Source organism: Pseudophaeobacter flagellatus (genome assembly GCF_021228235.1).
Classification (GTDB): domain Bacteria; phylum Pseudomonadota; class Alphaproteobacteria; order Rhodobacterales; family Rhodobacteraceae; genus Pseudophaeobacter; species Pseudophaeobacter flagellatus.
In genome coordinates this window covers 1-15,273 of sequence record NZ_JAJQRG010000009.1, presented here as the reverse complement: position 1 = coordinate 15,273, position 15,273 = coordinate 1, and the positions used below count along the sequence as shown (strand labels likewise).

Here is a 15,273-nt window from a genome sequence, read left to right as displayed (position 1 = left end):
GCCTCGAACGCCAAACATCGGACCGAAAGAAAGAGTGACATGAAAATCTTCATTGCCTGCCTGGCCACGGAAACCAACACCTATGCGCCACTTCCAACCGGCTGGAACGCATGGAAGGCGAAATATTACACCCGTACCGCGACACGCGAACCAGCAAACCTGTTCACGGCGCCGCTGCATGAATGGAGGCGGATGGCCGAGGATCGTGGCTGGGAAGTGGTCGAGAGCCTGTCGACATTTGCCGAGCCTGCTGGGATTACGCCACGATCGGTCTACGAGACGATGCGCGACGAAATCCTGACCGATCTAGAAGCCGCAATGCCGGATATCTTCCTGATCTCGATGCATGGCGCGATGGTGGCCGATGGTTATGAGGATTGCGAAGGCGACATGATGAAACGTGCTCGCGCGATTCTGGGGGCGGATCAGTTTATCGGGCTGGAACTTGATCCGCACAATCACATGACCGAAGACATGCTGACAAATGCCACGGCGATTATCAGTTTTAAGGAATACCCCCACATCGACGCCCCCGAGCGCGCGCGTGAGTTGTTTCAGATCGCGGCTGACACCGCCGAGGGCAAGATCAGGCCGCTGATGCGTGACTATGACTGCCGGATGCTGGTCATGGTTCCAACCCTGATGGAGCCCGGCCGGACATTCGTCCAGGAGATGAAGCAGACCGAAGGCAAGGATGGTGTGCTGTCTCTGTCACTGACCCACGGATTTTCTTACGGCGACGTGGAGAGGGTCGGAATGCGGATGATCGCCATCACTGACGGCGACGCTGAAAAGGCCAGCGCAGTGGCTGAGCAGTTCGGGCGCCGGTTATGGGCTCTGCGTCATCAGCTTTATTTTCCGCGCCCGGGGATCGAGGCCGCGCTGGACGAGGTCGCGGCGGCGCGCGACCGGCCCTATGTGCTGGCGGACATGGCCGACAATCCCGGAGCAGGGGCACCTTCGGAGTCGACCCACGTGCTGCGCGCCATGCTTGACCGGGGTATGACTGACGTTGCCTTGGCGCTGTTCTGGGATCCGGTTTTGGTCGCCATCTGCCAGGATGCGGGAGAAGGAGCACGGCTGCAGGTGCGCGTGGGTGGCAAGATCGCGCCGGAATCCGGTGATCCCGTTGACCTTGAAGCAACGGTCCGCGCGATCCGCAAGAATGTGACGCAGTTTCTTGGCGATGCCGCAATGAACATCGGCGATGTGGTTTGGCTGGAAGCCGACGGCGTGCATATCCTCGTCAATTCGATCCGCGCCCAGTGTTTCAACCCATCCGTGTTCACCGATCTCGGCATCGACATCACGCAGATGAGGGCGTTGGTGGTGAAATCCATGAACCATTTCTACGCAGGCTTCGCCCCGATTGCCGCCAAGGTGATCCACATGGGCAGTCCCGGCGCCTGCGAAATCGACCGGGCGAAACTGCCGCTCACTAAACGCGACGGCAACTACTTTCCGCGCGTGGGCGACCCGTTTGCGCAAACCACCAAAACGACACCTGGTTCGGGGTAACCAGAATCCTAGACAGTCGACTTTGCGATACTGAAGGTCTGCTCCGCTGTCCATTTCCAGCAGCTTGCAACTGGCGCACTGCCCCGACAGTCTAACCGATCACGAATGCTGGGCGTTGAACGATGAGGCCCGCCGAAATTTGAAGTCCGCCAGAGCGTTTCGGAGACATTGTAGAAATGCATTCTGCCAATATCCCGGGAGCGCCACGCACGTGGCAGTGCATGAACCGGTTACCTTTCCGAAAAGGCACAACAATCGTGCGCCCTTTGCACACAAACCTGCGCGGGCAGACCGTCAGACCCGGCCTCTGCCCGTGCAGGAGTGCCAAGGGCACCCCGGCCTAACTCCGCGCGAACCATGCAGACAAACCCAAGAGAGGATGACCCGATGACCCGCACCGTTTATGTGAACGGAGACTACCTGCCGGAAGACCAAGCCAAAATTTCGATCTTCGACCGTGGCTTCCTGATGGCCGATGGCGTTTATGAAGTCACCGGCGTGCTGGATGGCAAGCTGATAGATTTTGACGGCCACCGGACCCGCCTCGAACGCTCGCTGACCGAGCTTGGCATCGAAAAACCTGCGGCCTTCGACAATTTGCTGGACATCCACCGCGAACTGATCCGCCGCAACGATATGACCGAAGGCACGATCTATCTGCAGGTCACGCGCGGCTCGGCTGGCGACCGTGACTTTGCGTTTCCTAATCCCGCCCAGGTGAAACCAACGCTGGTGCTCTTTTCCCAGTCCAGGCCCGGTCTTGCCGACAATCCGGTGGCGAAAACCGGTATCAGGGTGATCTCGATCGACGACATCCGCTGGGGACGCCGCGATATCAAGACGGTCCAGCTCCTCTATCCGTCCATGGGCAAGATGATGGCCATGCAGGCGGGCGCCGACGACGCCTGGATGGTGGAGGACGGTTTTGTCACCGAAGGCACCTCGAACAACGCCTATATCGTCAAGGACGGCAAGATTATCACCCGCCAGCTATCGACTGATATCCTGCATGGCATCACCCGCGCCGCCGTGCTGCGCTTTGCCTTTGAAGCGCGGCTGGAGGTCGAGGAGCGCAGCTTTACCATTGGCGAGGCGCAGCAGGCCGACGAGGCATTCATCACCTCCGCCGCGCAATTCGTGATGCCGGTGGTCGAGATCGACGGCGTCAAGCTGGGCGACGGAACCCCAGGCAGGGTCGCGCCGCGCCTGCGCGAGATCTACTTGGAGGAAAGCCTCAGGGCGGTCATGCCGCCATGTCGCACTTTATGCGGGCAGCCGTATTAGCTTTACGGGGGACTGTTGCATTAATCGCCGGGTTTGGTTTTTTGGGGTTGGGCATGCCGCGCAAGTCACCGTTCAAGCACCACCGTTTTCCGCGTGAGATCATCCTTTGTGCCGTGCGGTGGTATCTTCGCTATCCTTTGTCCTATCAGGATGTTGTCGACTTACTGGCCGAGCGCGGCATCGCGGTTGATCGTTCTACGGTGTATCGCTGGGTGCAGAAGTTCGGTCCTGAACTGACCAAGCGGACTGAGACACATCTGCGGCGTGCCAGTGTCGACTGGCACGTGGACGAAACCTACATTCGCGTTGGCGGCAAGTGGCGATAGCTTTGGCGCGCCGTCGACGCAAATGGCCAGATGGTCGACTTCCGCCTTACCGCCCGGCGCGATACGAAAGCAGCGAAGGCCTCTATAAACAAGGCGATTGAACGCGTGCGGCTCCATCGTCCCGTCACGATTTGCACTGATAAAGCGCCGACTTATAGGCGCGTCATTCGCGACATCAATCATCGGTATGATCCGCACTTCGACAGCATCCGACATATCGATAAGAAATGGCGAAACAACCTGATCGAGAGCGATCACGCCGCCATGAAACGTCTGCTCGGCTACCGACAAAGTTTCCGAACCTTGCGATCAGCCAAAGCAACCCTCAGCGGGATCGAGACAATCCGAACCATCAAACGTGGCCACATTCATAACAAACAACCAGGCGTCAGAGGCGAAATCCAGTTCATAAGTGCGCTGTTCGAAGCCGCGTAACCCAACACACCGAATTGATCACCTGCGACTTGGGCGAACTAATGCAACAGTCCCCCTAGAGACCTACTGTCTAAAAGCTGTACCAGCCGAAACTCGGATTTTCCACACATAATTCCAGGAATGGTGGAAGGAGATTCCGATGAAGAAGAGCAAGTTCACAGTTGCGCGGAAAGCGTTTGTATTGAAGCAGGTTGAAAACGGAACGTGCACCGCCGCAACCGGATCCGTGTGAACCTGACCAAAGCCATAGTTTTATTAGCTTTCCTAGTGGCTTATGTCCTCAGACATTCATCAATGCAGCAATCAATTTGCTGCAGCTGAACCAGCTTACAAACCGAGAGCCGTCTCCATCCTCTCATGTTCAAAGGCTGGTGCGCATCTTCTATGCGCGGCCCCGGTAATGCCATGCTGGCGGAGCGTTTCGCCCCAGATCTCGGTTACCGTATTTGCCATTTCCCTGGCCATGGTCTTGGCATCAGCTTCCTCAATATCAAAGAAGGGTGCGGCATCTATCACCGCTTCCACGGAAGGCTCAAAGCCATGAATGTCGCTGATCCCCGTTTCCAAAGTGGGTTGCCTGCGTGGCTGCGGGTTTACGTCAAACATCGGTGACAGGCGCCACCGATTATCGCGCACATAGAGCAAACCATGGTTTTTGAGATGATCATCAGTGTTTGTGATCAGCACGGTGAACAACAGACGCCGCCACAGCTCCAGAATATCCCTGTCTGGCAGAACAGACATTTGACGAAGAGCATCCGCAATGTCGGTGTAGTACCCATGGGCAGAACCTCTTTTCCCCAAAGCGGTACGGGCCGACATATAAGGGAGGCGACCACCTTGGCGGCGATCAAAGCGCTTGATGAGACCGACAGGGTGCCTGCTCGCCGCCAGTTCAAGCCGCGCTTCTGGTGTTCGAAGACCGACCGCGTGCGCCATATTGAGAGTCGCGATTTCCAACCTTTCGACGGGCCATGTATCATCAATTGAGGTGAATTTTGCGATCCACAGGTCGTCACCGTCCACGACATTGGCTTTGGGGCGCGCACCACCAAGCGAACCCGCTGCGCCTACAAGATCACGCGCTTCGGCTTCAGCTCCATCCGGATCCCGCTCATACCGTGCTGCGATCGCCCGAAGCTCTTCAATATTTGCCAGGCGTGGCACAGGGGCTTGATCCGGGTGGAACACCTCACCCTCTTCATTCAAAAACCGCAAGGCTCCCTGGCGAGCTTTGTCGTCGGCAGCAACCAGATAGTCAAACTCCGCCACGCCCTCGCCATGCACCCGGCGAATGAGCTTTCGTCCCCAACTATCAGGTGATGTGTCCGTGAAGGGCCCCGCCAGAACATCTCGACGACGGCTTTCTCGCCCCTCTGCCGAAGAATGAAAAGGCGCGCGGCCGCGGGGCATGTCCGGCGCGAGATCAAACCCTATCGGGTTTTCAAGCCATCGTTCATCATAGATGAAAGTGGAGTGAGACCGACGTCCATCGGTTTCAAAAATCAAACGACCGACGGGAATACAGGCGTCCCCAAGAACAACAAAAGCCTCAGGCATTAAAATGCTGTCCCTTCATCATCATCAACAACAACCGTCCCTTTTGGCGCATCTTTCGATTTAACGGGGATGGTTTTGATGCCCGCGCCGCGCTGCCGAATGCGCTCTGGGAGTTTCTCCCTATCCAGTCCGATGCCAGTGGAATCAGAAGATGGGTCTGCGATCTCAGCCAACCGGTCCAGCATACCCAGAGCGAGGAGCGCCATGGCAAAGGTCTCAAGCCGGACACCACCATCGCCCCTCTCAAGCTTTGCAAGTGTCTTGTCGCTGACACCAATCCGGCTACAGAAATCAGCAACCGACATGCGGCGCCTTTTGCGCGCCGTCTGGATATCGCGACCGAGCTGCGACAAAGCGGATATAACTTGCAACGAGCTCACAACATTCTCCAAGAGTTACGCCGGACATTTTTCCGGATTCAAAGGCTTAGCCCGGAATTTTCTCCGGTATAAAGCCACGCCTCACATAAATCAAGGTTTCACATCATAATCCGTTATAAACTCCGATCTAAACCACATAAAACGAATTTATCTCCGGTTTATTCGCAGAACAGCACGAAAAACACTTCTAGCACATCCCCTGCCCTGCACTATGATCTATGGTAGAGCACCCAGGCGGGCTCGCGAAAGGTTCGGACTCATATTTGCTAAATCCAGCAGATTCACTGTTCAGTAAACCTGCGGGCATCGACCGGTGGACCGCCTTCTTCATGCCGCTTGCCCACTGAGCCTGCCATAGAAGCTGCGCTCGAGGTGCAACTCCCCTGCCCCGGCTTTTTGGACAATGCCCCGCAGATATCCGCCCGGAGAAGCCACCTCACCGGCGCAATGCTTGTCAAAGGTCAGAACCAGCGACGCTGTTGCGATTTGAGGCCCAAGTCGGTCCTGAGCGAGGTTCCAGGCATGCTCGGAAACGCCAATCATGGGCCCCAATTGCCCCGCAACCCGATGAAGATCGCCCCAATCCTTCAGATATGCTGCTGTTGTTTGCTGTGGTGCGTAGCACCACCGTAGCACTGCCCATATAGCAGCAACGCAGAAAGCCTCCCAAGGGAGGCGTTAAGTGTCTTATTTTGTTCGCTAATTTTGGTTGCGGGAGTAGGATTTGAACCTACGACCTTCAGGTTATGAGAGAGCCTAGGCCGAGTTGCACGGGCTACGCCCTTTCGCGCCCACCCACTCTATCTTATTGTTATTGCTTATTTTAAATTGACGCGCCGCGCGCTCACCTTCTACGCCTTACCCCGTGGTGTGCTTCCAGTTGCTTCCACAGTGCTTCCACGAGAGCTTTCAGGGGTAGGGAAAAAGAGATGGCAAAACTCACCAAACGCGCAGTTGATGCGTTGGAACCAACGGCTAAAGATTACTTTGTCTGGGACAGCCAGATTGCCGGGTTTGGGCTGCGGGTAATGCCATCCGGGGCCAAGACCTATCAGGCGCAATATCGCAAGGGCGGGCGCACCCGGCGAGTCTCGGTGGGGCGGCATGGCAAGATCACCGTGGAAGAGGCCCGCAAGCTGGCCAAAGAGATCATGGGACAGGTCGCCAAGGGAGAGAACCCCGCCGAGGACATTTCCCAGCACCGCAAAGCCCCCACAATCGCCGCGCTCTGTGAACGGTTCTTTGAGGCCCATGCCAAGGAACGCTGCAAGCCTTCGACGCAAAAGGAATACCGCCGCGCCATCGACCTGTTCATTGTTCCCGCCATCGGCAGTTTCAAGGTGGTCGATGTGGAACGCCGCGACATTGCCGAGCTACACCATAAGTTCCGCGACAAGCCTTATCAGGCCAATCGCACCCTGGGCGTGCTCTCCAAGATGTTCAATCTGGCTGAGATCTGGGGGCTGCGCCCGGATGGCTCAAATCCCTGCCGCCATGTTCCGAAATACCGCGAAATCAAACGCGAGCGCTATCTGAACCAGAATGAGTTGCAACGCCTTGGCCATGTCCTGAGTGAGGTTGAACGCGACGGCACGGAAACACCCTTTGTGGTGGCTGCGTTCCGGTTGCTGATCCTGACCGGGTGCCGCCTGGGGGAGATCCAGACTTTGAAATGGGATTACATTACCGACACCGGGATGGAACTGCCGGACACCAAGACAGGGGCGCGGCGCATCCCCCTGCCCCAACCTGCACGGGACGTCCTGACCCATTTGCCGCGCAGCCCCGGCAATCCTTATGTCATTGAAGGCAAGCTTGCGGGAAAATACGCCACAGATTTGCAGCACCCCTGGCGACGCATCCGAGCGCGGGCAGGTCTGGCCGGGGTCCGCATCCACGACCTGCGCCACACCTATGCGTCGAATGCCGTATCCTCTGGCATGCCTATTCAGATGGTCGGGCGATTGCTGGGGCATAGCCAGATCCAAACCACGATGCGCTACGCCCATCTGGCGGATGATCCGGTACGGCAGGCAGCGGAAGAAAATGCCGCGCGGCTGGGATCTATCGTCGGGGATTTGAGGCGACCGATGTTGCGTGCCGTATAGGACCACGTAACGATACGTTGGGAGCCGAGGTTGCTGCCAATCCCGTACGTTACGTATAAGGGTTTCTAGACCCACTCACCGACCGTTACCTATACGTAGGAAATGGATTGCCTACCGGACCGGCTGCCTCGCGCGTTACGTTATGTTACGTAGGGGGGGCGTGAGCCACCGACCAAGATCATATGCCTAGGTAACCTATTGCCGCGTCGCCCTGACAGATTATTTGAAGAAAAGCATAAGAGAACACCATGACCACGACCCTCCAGGCCCTTTGGCAACGCGGCATCCGCTTAAACCAAGCTCCTCATTCCTTCGCTCCCAAAGCGGACAAGGCAGAGTACAAACGTCTTTATGAGGCATCAGCGATAACGGCCTGGTCTGACGCCATGGCCAAGATGCAAGAAACTGGCCGATCTGGCGTTGATGCAGTGAGCGAAGTTCTTACGGAACCGCAAAAGATCTTGTCTGCACGTACGGAATGGGATGATCGAATGCGCAAGTTTATTCTGCATCACCTGACACACGGCAATCTCTTTGGCTATGGATTCGAGCCGCCCCGCCGGATGGAAAGTCAGCCTTATGAAATCCCCGCAGCCTATTGGGCAGGCCGCGTCCGATGGGACAACGCGACACTCACGGTCAACGGCTTAGAGTTCATCGAAGTTCGTGTGCTGGCGACACAAGTACGTGACAGGCTTGTCGGTATCAGCCACGAGACCACCACGGATCTGCAACGGGGCCGCCCATCAATCAAAGCAGATGTGGAAGAAGCCTTCGCAACTCTCTTGCAAAAGGGCTTGATAGACATATCCAAGTCAGCCAAATCCCACTTCCCCCTCGTTCGACAGTGCCTCCAGACAATCCAACCTGGAGCAAGCTACAGCGATACCAAACCTGGGGACGAAGGTATTCGTACCCATTTTTCGCCTCTTTTCAATGAGTTGAAGAAAACCAATAAACAGTAAATTGCTGGAGATTTTACTGTTGTTTTTACTGGTTTCTAATTGAGCGAAGACAAGAGCATCAAATCAACAAAGAGGAGTTGACGATGCTCAACAAGACACCAGCCAACACAAACAACGCCCCCGCACAGGATTACCTGGACGGGTTTATTGACGAACGCATGGCCGCAGATTTCCTGTGCCAAAGCGTCCGCACCATCCAGAAATGGCGCGTCACCGGATACGGCCCCAAGTTCTACAAATCGGGTCGCTCTGTGCGCTATCGCCGCCGCGACCTTCTGGCCTGGGGCGAAACACGCCGCCACGGCAGCACCAGCAGCTACAACGCCGCATGAGTTTTGCCCGCGTTGGGCTTGGCAGCACCGCGCGGGATTTTGGGGCCGGATGGCTTCACTAAGGCGCGGGGTCAAATGGCATCCCGCGCCTTTCCCACATCCAAATTCACACATTCAATTCAGGAGACATACCATGTCTAATCTTCCCGCCCATAAAATCAAACTGGGCCTGACCACCGCCACCATCTGGAAAAATGACGGGTCATACTCCGTCGATATTACCCGCGCTTACAAAAACGCGGATGGCGAGTGGAAAAACACATCCGGGTTCTTCCATTCTGACCTGCTGAATATCGCCAAATGCGCGGAACGCGCAGAAATCTGGATCAGCAGACAACTGAGCGCCCAGCACTAACAGCCAAGCCGGGCACCGCCCGGCCCCAAAACCTAAAGCTGCCCCGCCGGAGGCACCATTACCGGCGGGCAACACCCAATAAACACTCCCCACACCGCAGCGCCAAGACGGCGAAATTAAGGGGGGTCTTGTAACACCCCCCTCCACGAATACGAAAGCGAAGGTCAGCGCAAATGGACGCGGATACCCTGCATTCTGGCTTTGATGGGCTGAAATTCACCGTGGAAACCGATATTCCGCCCGCCCTGCGGGAAGCCCTGGCAGAGGCTAAGGCCCTGGCAATCAAGACCAATGCCGAGACCGTTGTGGAATTCGGTCCTGTAGCTCTCTCAGTGCGCCGTACAGGCGGCTCCGCCTTTTCCGCCCATACTGGCGAGTACGGGGCGGAATGGTACTTTCTTGACCCGGAAAACCGCCCTGCAAACAATCCTGGCATTACCGTAGACTTTCGCGCCTTCCTGCTGGCCACTGGTGGCCTGGACGCCGCAGAGAAACACTTTCGCACCTGCATGGATGCGTTTGGTATCCGCTATGCCGATCACCTGTTGCGCGTGACCCGCGTGGACTATGCCATCGACTTCCTGGCCCCCTGGTTTGAACCAGACCGCGAGGCCCTGGTGGTGCCACCCGGCACCCGCGTGCAGGAATATACGGGGGTCGATGAAACCGAGACCCATGCCACAGGCGCGCGCGTCACCGGTCTGCGTGCTGGGGCCGTCGCCAACCGGCAATTGGCGATCTATGACAAACGGCAAGAGGTCATGCAAAAGGGCAAGCTGGGCTGGCTCACCATCTGGAACGACGCCCGCGCCCAATTGAACCGCCCGCCCCTGGATCTGTCCGACCGACTGGCAAGCCAAGTCTGGCGCTGTGAGCTACGCATGGGGGCCAAACAACTGCGCAACCGCTGGGAAATGCGGTCCTGGCAGGATCTGCGCGACTTGGTGGGCGATGCCTACACCGAGTTCTGCGAAAAGATCCGCTACACCTGCCCCACCAGTGACAGCAACCGCGCCCGCTGGCCCACACATGGCCTTTGGCACGCAGTCGCCAGCGTCATCGCCAATGACCTGCACGAGAACTGTTCCGGCGTCCTGCCAAGCGAAGTGATCGAGACCAACCGCGCCGAACACATGCGGATGCTGGACCGGCAAATTCTTGGGTTGTTCGTATCAAGGGCTGCCGCGTCTGAGGTCCAGCCAGCGGAATTTCAAAACTTCCTGGATAGCCATATCGAAACACTGAAACGGCTATCAGAAGAACACCCCACGACCTTACCAGAACGCCTAAGCAAGGCAGCCGCGCGGTATCGGTTTAAGTAGAACTCCCCCCTGGGGATTGAACAAACCCTATTTTCATGCGCAACTTCCCCATTGGTTGAATCTTTGGGCAGTCGGCATGGATATCGAAGAATTTATTGAGCGCTGGCAAGGCTCTGGTGGCAGCGAAATGGCAACTGCACAGAGTTTTGCGATCGAACTGACTGAGGTTTTAGGCGTGGAGCGTCCCTATGTCTCGGACAAGGACGGCGATTTCCTAGACTACCGTTTTGAACGGCCCGTCACGCTGACCCACACGGGACGCACGCGTAATGGTCGCATCGATCTGTACAAGAAGGGCCACTTCATTTTAGAGGCCAAGCAGTTCACCTCAACCGACACCAAAGACAAAAACACCCTTGAAATGTTCCTTGGCAAAGACGCGCCAAAACAATCCGGGCACGGCAAACGCGGCACCGCCAAGTTTGACGATACTATGCTCAAAGCGCGCGCCCAGGCAGACAACTACGCCCGCGCCGTGTCAAAAGAGGACGGCTGGCCGCCTTTCCTGATGATCGTCGATGTCGGCCATGTGATTGAGCTCTATTCCGATTTCTCGGGCCAGGGACAGGGCTACACCCAGTTTCCCGATGGCAACCGCTATCGCATATATCTGGAAGACCTACGCCAACCCGAGACGCTGGATCTGCTGCGCGCCATTTGGAGCGATCCGCAAAGCCTGGACCCCTCGCTTAAATCCGCCGAAGTCACCCGCGAAATTGCTGAGCATTTGGCCGAGCTGGGCAAGAGCTTTGAAGGCCAGGGCCATGACAGCGAGACCGTGGCGCGGTTCCTCATGCGCTGCCTGTTTTCAATGTTTGCCGAAGATGTCGATCTGATCCCCACAGGCAGTTTCACCGAGCTGCTGCAAAAACTGCGTGGTCACCCCGAACACGCCCAGCCCTCTTTGAAAGGTCTTTGGCAGACCATGAATGGCGGCGGGTTTTCGCAGGTGCTGATGCATGATCTCAAACGCTTTAACGGCGGGCTGTTCAAGGATGCCGATGCCCTGCCACTGGACAATCTGCAACTTGGCCTGTTGATCGAGGCAGCCGAAGCCGATTGGAAACAGGTTGAGCCCGCCATCTTTGGCACCCTGCTGGAACGTGCGCTGGATGCCAAGCAGCGCCACAAACTGGGGGCGCATTACACCCCGCGCGCCTATGTCGAACGCCTTGTCACCCCCACGATCATGGAGCCCCTGCGCGATGACTGGCGCAACGTGCAGATCGCGGTGCAACGCCTGAACGCCGATGGCAAAACCGATCAGGCGCTCAAACTGGTCAAGGACTTTCACCACGACCTGTGCGAAGTGCGCGTGCTAGACCCCGCCTGTGGCTCGGGTAACTTTCTCTACGTCGCCCTGGAGATGATGAAACGGCTGGAGGGCGAGGTCACCAGCCTGATGGAGGAGCTGGGCGAGACCCAGACCAGTTTCATCACCGTTGATCCGCATCAGTTTCTGGGGATTGAGCTGAACACCTGGGCCGCCAATGTCGCAGAGCTGGTGCTGTGGATCGGCTATCTGCAATGGCACTACCGCACCCATGGCATTGCCGCCCCGTCAGAGCCCGTGTTGCGCGACTTCAAAAACATTGAGAACCGCGATGCGGTGTTGGAGTGGTCCACCCGCACGCCGCGTGTCGATGAAAATGGCACCCCTGTGACCCGTTGGGACGGGGTGACCACGGTGCGCCACCAAGTCACCGGCGAAGAGGTGCCAGACCCCGAGGCCCGTGTGCAGGTCTATGACTATGCCAAACCCAAAGCGACCACATGGCCCAAGGCGACATTTATCGTGGGCAATCCGCCGTTTATTGGATTGCGCAATATTCGGAAAGCCTATTCCGATGGCTATGTAGAGGCTTTGAGGGTTGCATACCCAAAAATTCCGGAGAACGCTAATTACGTAATGTATTGGTGGGAAAAAGCGGCAAGTTACTGTCCGTCATCGAAGCCGCTTGGCCCAAAAGGAACGCGTAGATTTGGCTTGATCACAACAAACTCCATCAACTAAACTTTCAATAGGGCAGTAACGGAAAGGTTTCTCTCAGATTCTAAGAAGCCGCTTTCGATACTATTTGCTATTCCTGACCATCCTTGGGTCGATTCGGCGGATGGAGCTGCAGTTAGAATTGCTATGACGGTTTGCGCTTCGGGCCTTCGAGAAGGGCTGCTCCATACAATATCTAAGGAAGTTGCCGAAGACGCCTCTGAAGATAGTGTTGCGCTTGAATTTGATCTCCAGAAGGGGAAGATTTTGGCAAACCTACGTATTGGGGCGGACATTCTTTCGTCCAAGTCTCTAAGTTCAAATGTTGGATTGGCCAGTGTTGGCTACCAAATCAATGGAAAGGGTTTTCTGATCAGCCCAGAAAAGCGTAATAAGTGGATTGATGATGATCCGAATGTTTCCTCGTTATTAAAGCTCTGGATGAACGGCATGGGCCTCCAAAGACAACGTGCGCCGATGTTCGCAATTGATCTTTGGCCACATACCGAAGAGGAGGCTAAGAAGAACTTTCCTATTATCTATCAACACTTACTTGACTACGTTTGGCCTGATAGAAGTGAAAATGCTCGAAGAGCGGTTAGAGAGAGGTGGTGGTTGTTTGAGGAGTGCCGTAGCACCTTTAGGCCTGCAATTAAACAAATTGACAAAGTTATTGTAACTACACTTACGTCCGCTAACCGAGTGTTTTCCATGCTTGATACAAACACGGTTTGTGATAGCACAACCGTCATGTTTGCGTTGGATGAAACTCATTTCCTGAGTGTACTTACCTGCCGTATTCATGGAGTTTGGTTCGAAGCTAACGCGGCTAGCTTAGGAGGCTTCGTTGGCAATATCCGTTATAACAAAACCCGTTGCTTCGATCCCTTCCCATTCCCCGACCTCACAGACCCCCAAAAGAAAACGCTCCGCGCTTTGGGAGAGGAGCTCGACGCGCACCGCAAACGCCAACAGGCGGCGCATCCGAAACTCACGCTGACCAATATGTACAACGTGCTGGAAAAACTCCGCGCAGGCGAGGCGATCGAGGGTAAGGACAAAGAGATCTACGACCAGGGCCTGATCGGTATCCTGCGCGATCTGCATGATCAAATCGACGCCGCCGTGGCCGATGCCTATGGCTGGCCTGTTGATCTGAGCGACGAAGAGATCCTAATGCGTTTGGTGGACCTCAACAAGGAACGCGCGGCAGAGGAGGCTTCAGGCCATATCCGCTGGCTGCGCCCCGACTATCAAAACCCAACCGGCGCCAAGGTCGAAAAAGGCAAAACCACAGACATGGATCTCGGCGTTGTCGCCAAGGTGGAAAAAGCCGCATGGCCAAAAGGCTTGCCCGACCAAATCGCCGCCGTGCGCGAGGCTCTGGTCGAGATGGGCGAGGCCTCGCCTGAACAAATCGCCCGCCGCTTTGCACGCGCCCGCACCACCGCCGTGCAACCACTGCTGGAAAGCCTAGCCGCCCTTGGTCAGGCTGACAAAACAGACGACGGAAAATATGCTGCCTAATGGCATGATTGGACATAGCTATGCGCAGATTTGAAATCGACCAAGACAGCCTTCCGGATCTGGCAGGCATGATGCTGGCCACAGTCGAGGCGCTGCGCAAGCTTGGCGGCTCGGCCACAATCCAGGAACTGGACGAAGAGGCCATATCGCTAGAAGGCGTCACCGAAGCCGAGCAAAGCTACATGATGGCCAATAACAATATGCCGCGTGTGAACTACTTTTTGTCATGGGCGCGCACCTATTTGAAACGCGGCGGCGCGCTGGAGAACTCGGCGCGTGGCGTCTGGGCCTTGACCGACACAGGCGCCAAGATAACGGAGCTTTCGGCCACCCAGGCGATCTATAAGCAGGTAAAGCAGGAAGAGCGCGACCGCGCCAAAGCCAAACGACAGGCGGCAAAGGTGCAGGGAAAAGTGCCAGAAGACGAGAGCGCTCAAGATATCCCCGACACGCCGGATGTGGGCGACGATTGGAAATCTAATCTGTTGGACGTGATGAAGGCCATGCAGCCCGATGCCTTTGAACGCTTGGCGCAAAGGTTGTTGAGGGAAGCAGGTTTCGTGAAGGTTGAAGTGCGCGGCAAATCCGGTGACGGCGGGATCGATGGCGTGGGCGTGCTCAGGGTCAACTTGGTGTCATTCCAGGTCTACTTTCAGTGCAAACGCTACAAGGGCAGCGTTGGATCAAAAGAGATCAGAGATTTTCGCGGCGCATTAGAGGGCCGTGCAGATAAGGGCCTGTTCATCACCACGGGCCATTTCACCAGCCAAGCCTCAGAGGAAGCAACGCGCGACGGTGCAAAGGCAATCGATTTGATCGATGGCGAGCGCCTGTGCGACTTGTTGAAAGCCAACAAGCTGGGCGTGCAAACCGAAATGGTCGAGCAAGTGACCGTGAACCCAGAGTGGTTTTCTGGAGTATAGAATGTTGCTTATTCACCACATCCCCAAACGCGTTCCTTATGCTTCCACAGTGCTTCCACACTTTCGGCGGGACAAACGCAAGAAGCGCCCGTTGGGGCGCTAGTACATTGTAATCATTGTAAGAATTTGGTTGCGGGAGTAGGATTTGAACCTACGACCTTCAGGTTATGAGCCTGACGAGCTACCGGGCTGCTCCATCCCGCGACGGTTGTTGTATCTTTTGGCTTGCTACGATTGAGTGATTTAGT

The 15,273-nt window shown here is 56.3% G+C and carries 13 protein-coding genes, 1 tRNA gene and 1 pseudogene; 11 read left to right on the top strand and 4 right to left on the bottom strand.

Annotated elements, in window-relative coordinates; translation table 11 throughout:
- The first annotated feature begins 39 nt into the window (after positions 1-39).
- The 3 genes and pseudogenes from LRK71_RS15690 to LRK71_RS20630 all read left to right on the top strand — a co-directional run bounded on the left by LRK71_RS15690 (position 40) and on the right by LRK71_RS20630 (position 3,563).
- Complete coding sequence (locus LRK71_RS15690) at positions 40-1,518, top strand: M81 family metallopeptidase (protein ID WP_232404774.1); 1,479 nt, start codon at positions 40-42, stop codon at positions 1,516-1,518.
- A 387-nt stretch (positions 1,519-1,905) separates the two neighbouring features.
- Positions 1,906-2,802, top strand: a complete 897-nt coding sequence (locus LRK71_RS15685; RefSeq protein ID WP_232404773.1) for a D-amino-acid transaminase — start codon at positions 1,906-1,908, stop codon at positions 2,800-2,802.
- A gap of 53 nt (positions 2,803-2,855) precedes the next feature.
- Positions 2,856-3,563, top strand: a pseudogene (locus LRK71_RS20630) (IS6 family transposase).
- A 327-nt stretch (positions 3,564-3,890) separates the two neighbouring features.
- Here the strand turns inward: LRK71_RS20630 and LRK71_RS15670 are convergent.
- The 3 genes from LRK71_RS15670 to repC all read right to left on the bottom strand — a co-directional run bounded on the left by LRK71_RS15670 (position 3,891) and on the right by repC (position 6,148).
- The gene (locus LRK71_RS15670) at positions 3,891-5,123 is read right to left on the bottom strand and encodes a type II toxin-antitoxin system HipA family toxin (protein ID WP_232404770.1); all 1,233 of its coding nucleotides are present in this window, start codon (positions 5,121-5,123) and stop codon (positions 3,891-3,893) included.
- Complete coding sequence (locus tag LRK71_RS15665) at positions 5,123-5,503, bottom strand: helix-turn-helix domain-containing protein (RefSeq protein ID WP_232404769.1); 381 nt, start codon at positions 5,501-5,503, stop codon at positions 5,123-5,125. Before LRK71_RS15665 ends, LRK71_RS15670 begins: the two co-directional genes overlap by 1 nt.
- A gap of 327 nt (positions 5,504-5,830) precedes the next feature.
- On the bottom strand, positions 5,831-6,148 hold the full coding sequence (repC, locus tag LRK71_RS15660; RefSeq protein ID WP_332460277.1) for a replication initiation protein RepC: 318 nt from the start codon (positions 6,146-6,148) through the stop codon (positions 5,831-5,833).
- A 284-nt stretch (positions 6,149-6,432) separates the two neighbouring features.
- Between repC and LRK71_RS15655 the strand changes: the two genes are divergently transcribed.
- The 8 genes from LRK71_RS15655 (at position 6,433) to LRK71_RS15620 (ending at position 15,025) form a co-directional block, all read left to right on the top strand.
- Positions 6,433-7,611 carry a site-specific integrase gene (locus tag LRK71_RS15655; RefSeq protein ID WP_232404768.1) on the top strand — a complete coding sequence of 393 codons (1,179 nt, stop codon included), beginning with the start codon at positions 6,433-6,435 and terminating at the stop codon, positions 7,609-7,611.
- A gap of 248 nt (positions 7,612-7,859) precedes the next feature.
- A complete protein-coding gene (locus LRK71_RS15650; RefSeq protein WP_232404767.1) occupies positions 7,860-8,576 on the top strand; it encodes a hypothetical protein in 717 nt (238 codons plus the stop codon).
- An 83-nt stretch (positions 8,577-8,659) separates the two neighbouring features.
- Positions 8,660-8,908, top strand: coding sequence for a helix-turn-helix transcriptional regulator (locus tag LRK71_RS15645; protein WP_232404766.1), 249 nt, complete (start codon positions 8,660-8,662; stop codon positions 8,906-8,908).
- 133 nt (positions 8,909-9,041) lie between these two features.
- Positions 9,042-9,263, top strand: a complete 222-nt coding sequence (locus tag LRK71_RS15640) for a hypothetical protein (RefSeq protein WP_232404765.1) — start codon at positions 9,042-9,044, stop codon at positions 9,261-9,263.
- A 173-nt stretch (positions 9,264-9,436) separates the two neighbouring features.
- Positions 9,437-10,585 (top strand): hypothetical protein, encoded by a 1,149-nt coding sequence (locus LRK71_RS15635; RefSeq protein ID WP_232404764.1) that lies wholly within the window; start codon positions 9,437-9,439, stop codon positions 10,583-10,585.
- Positions 10,586-10,661: 76 nt separating this feature from the next.
- The gene (locus tag LRK71_RS15630; RefSeq protein WP_232404763.1) at positions 10,662-12,599 is read left to right on the top strand and encodes a DNA methyltransferase; all 1,938 of its coding nucleotides are present in this window, start codon (positions 10,662-10,664) and stop codon (positions 12,597-12,599) included.
- A gap of 243 nt (positions 12,600-12,842) precedes the next feature.
- Positions 12,843-14,102 carry a type IIL restriction-modification enzyme MmeI gene (locus LRK71_RS15625; RefSeq protein WP_232404762.1) on the top strand — a complete coding sequence of 420 codons (1,260 nt, stop codon included), beginning with the start codon at positions 12,843-12,845 and terminating at the stop codon, positions 14,100-14,102.
- 68 nt (positions 14,103-14,170) lie between these two features.
- Positions 14,171-15,025 carry a restriction endonuclease gene (locus tag LRK71_RS15620; RefSeq protein ID WP_232404761.1) on the top strand — a complete coding sequence of 285 codons (855 nt, stop codon included), beginning with the start codon at positions 14,171-14,173 and terminating at the stop codon, positions 15,023-15,025.
- Between the two features lie 127 nt (positions 15,026-15,152).
- Here the strand turns inward: LRK71_RS15620 and LRK71_RS15615 are convergent.
- Positions 15,153-15,229 (bottom strand) — tRNA-Met (locus LRK71_RS15615).
- Positions 15,230-15,273: the final 44 nt, after the last annotated feature.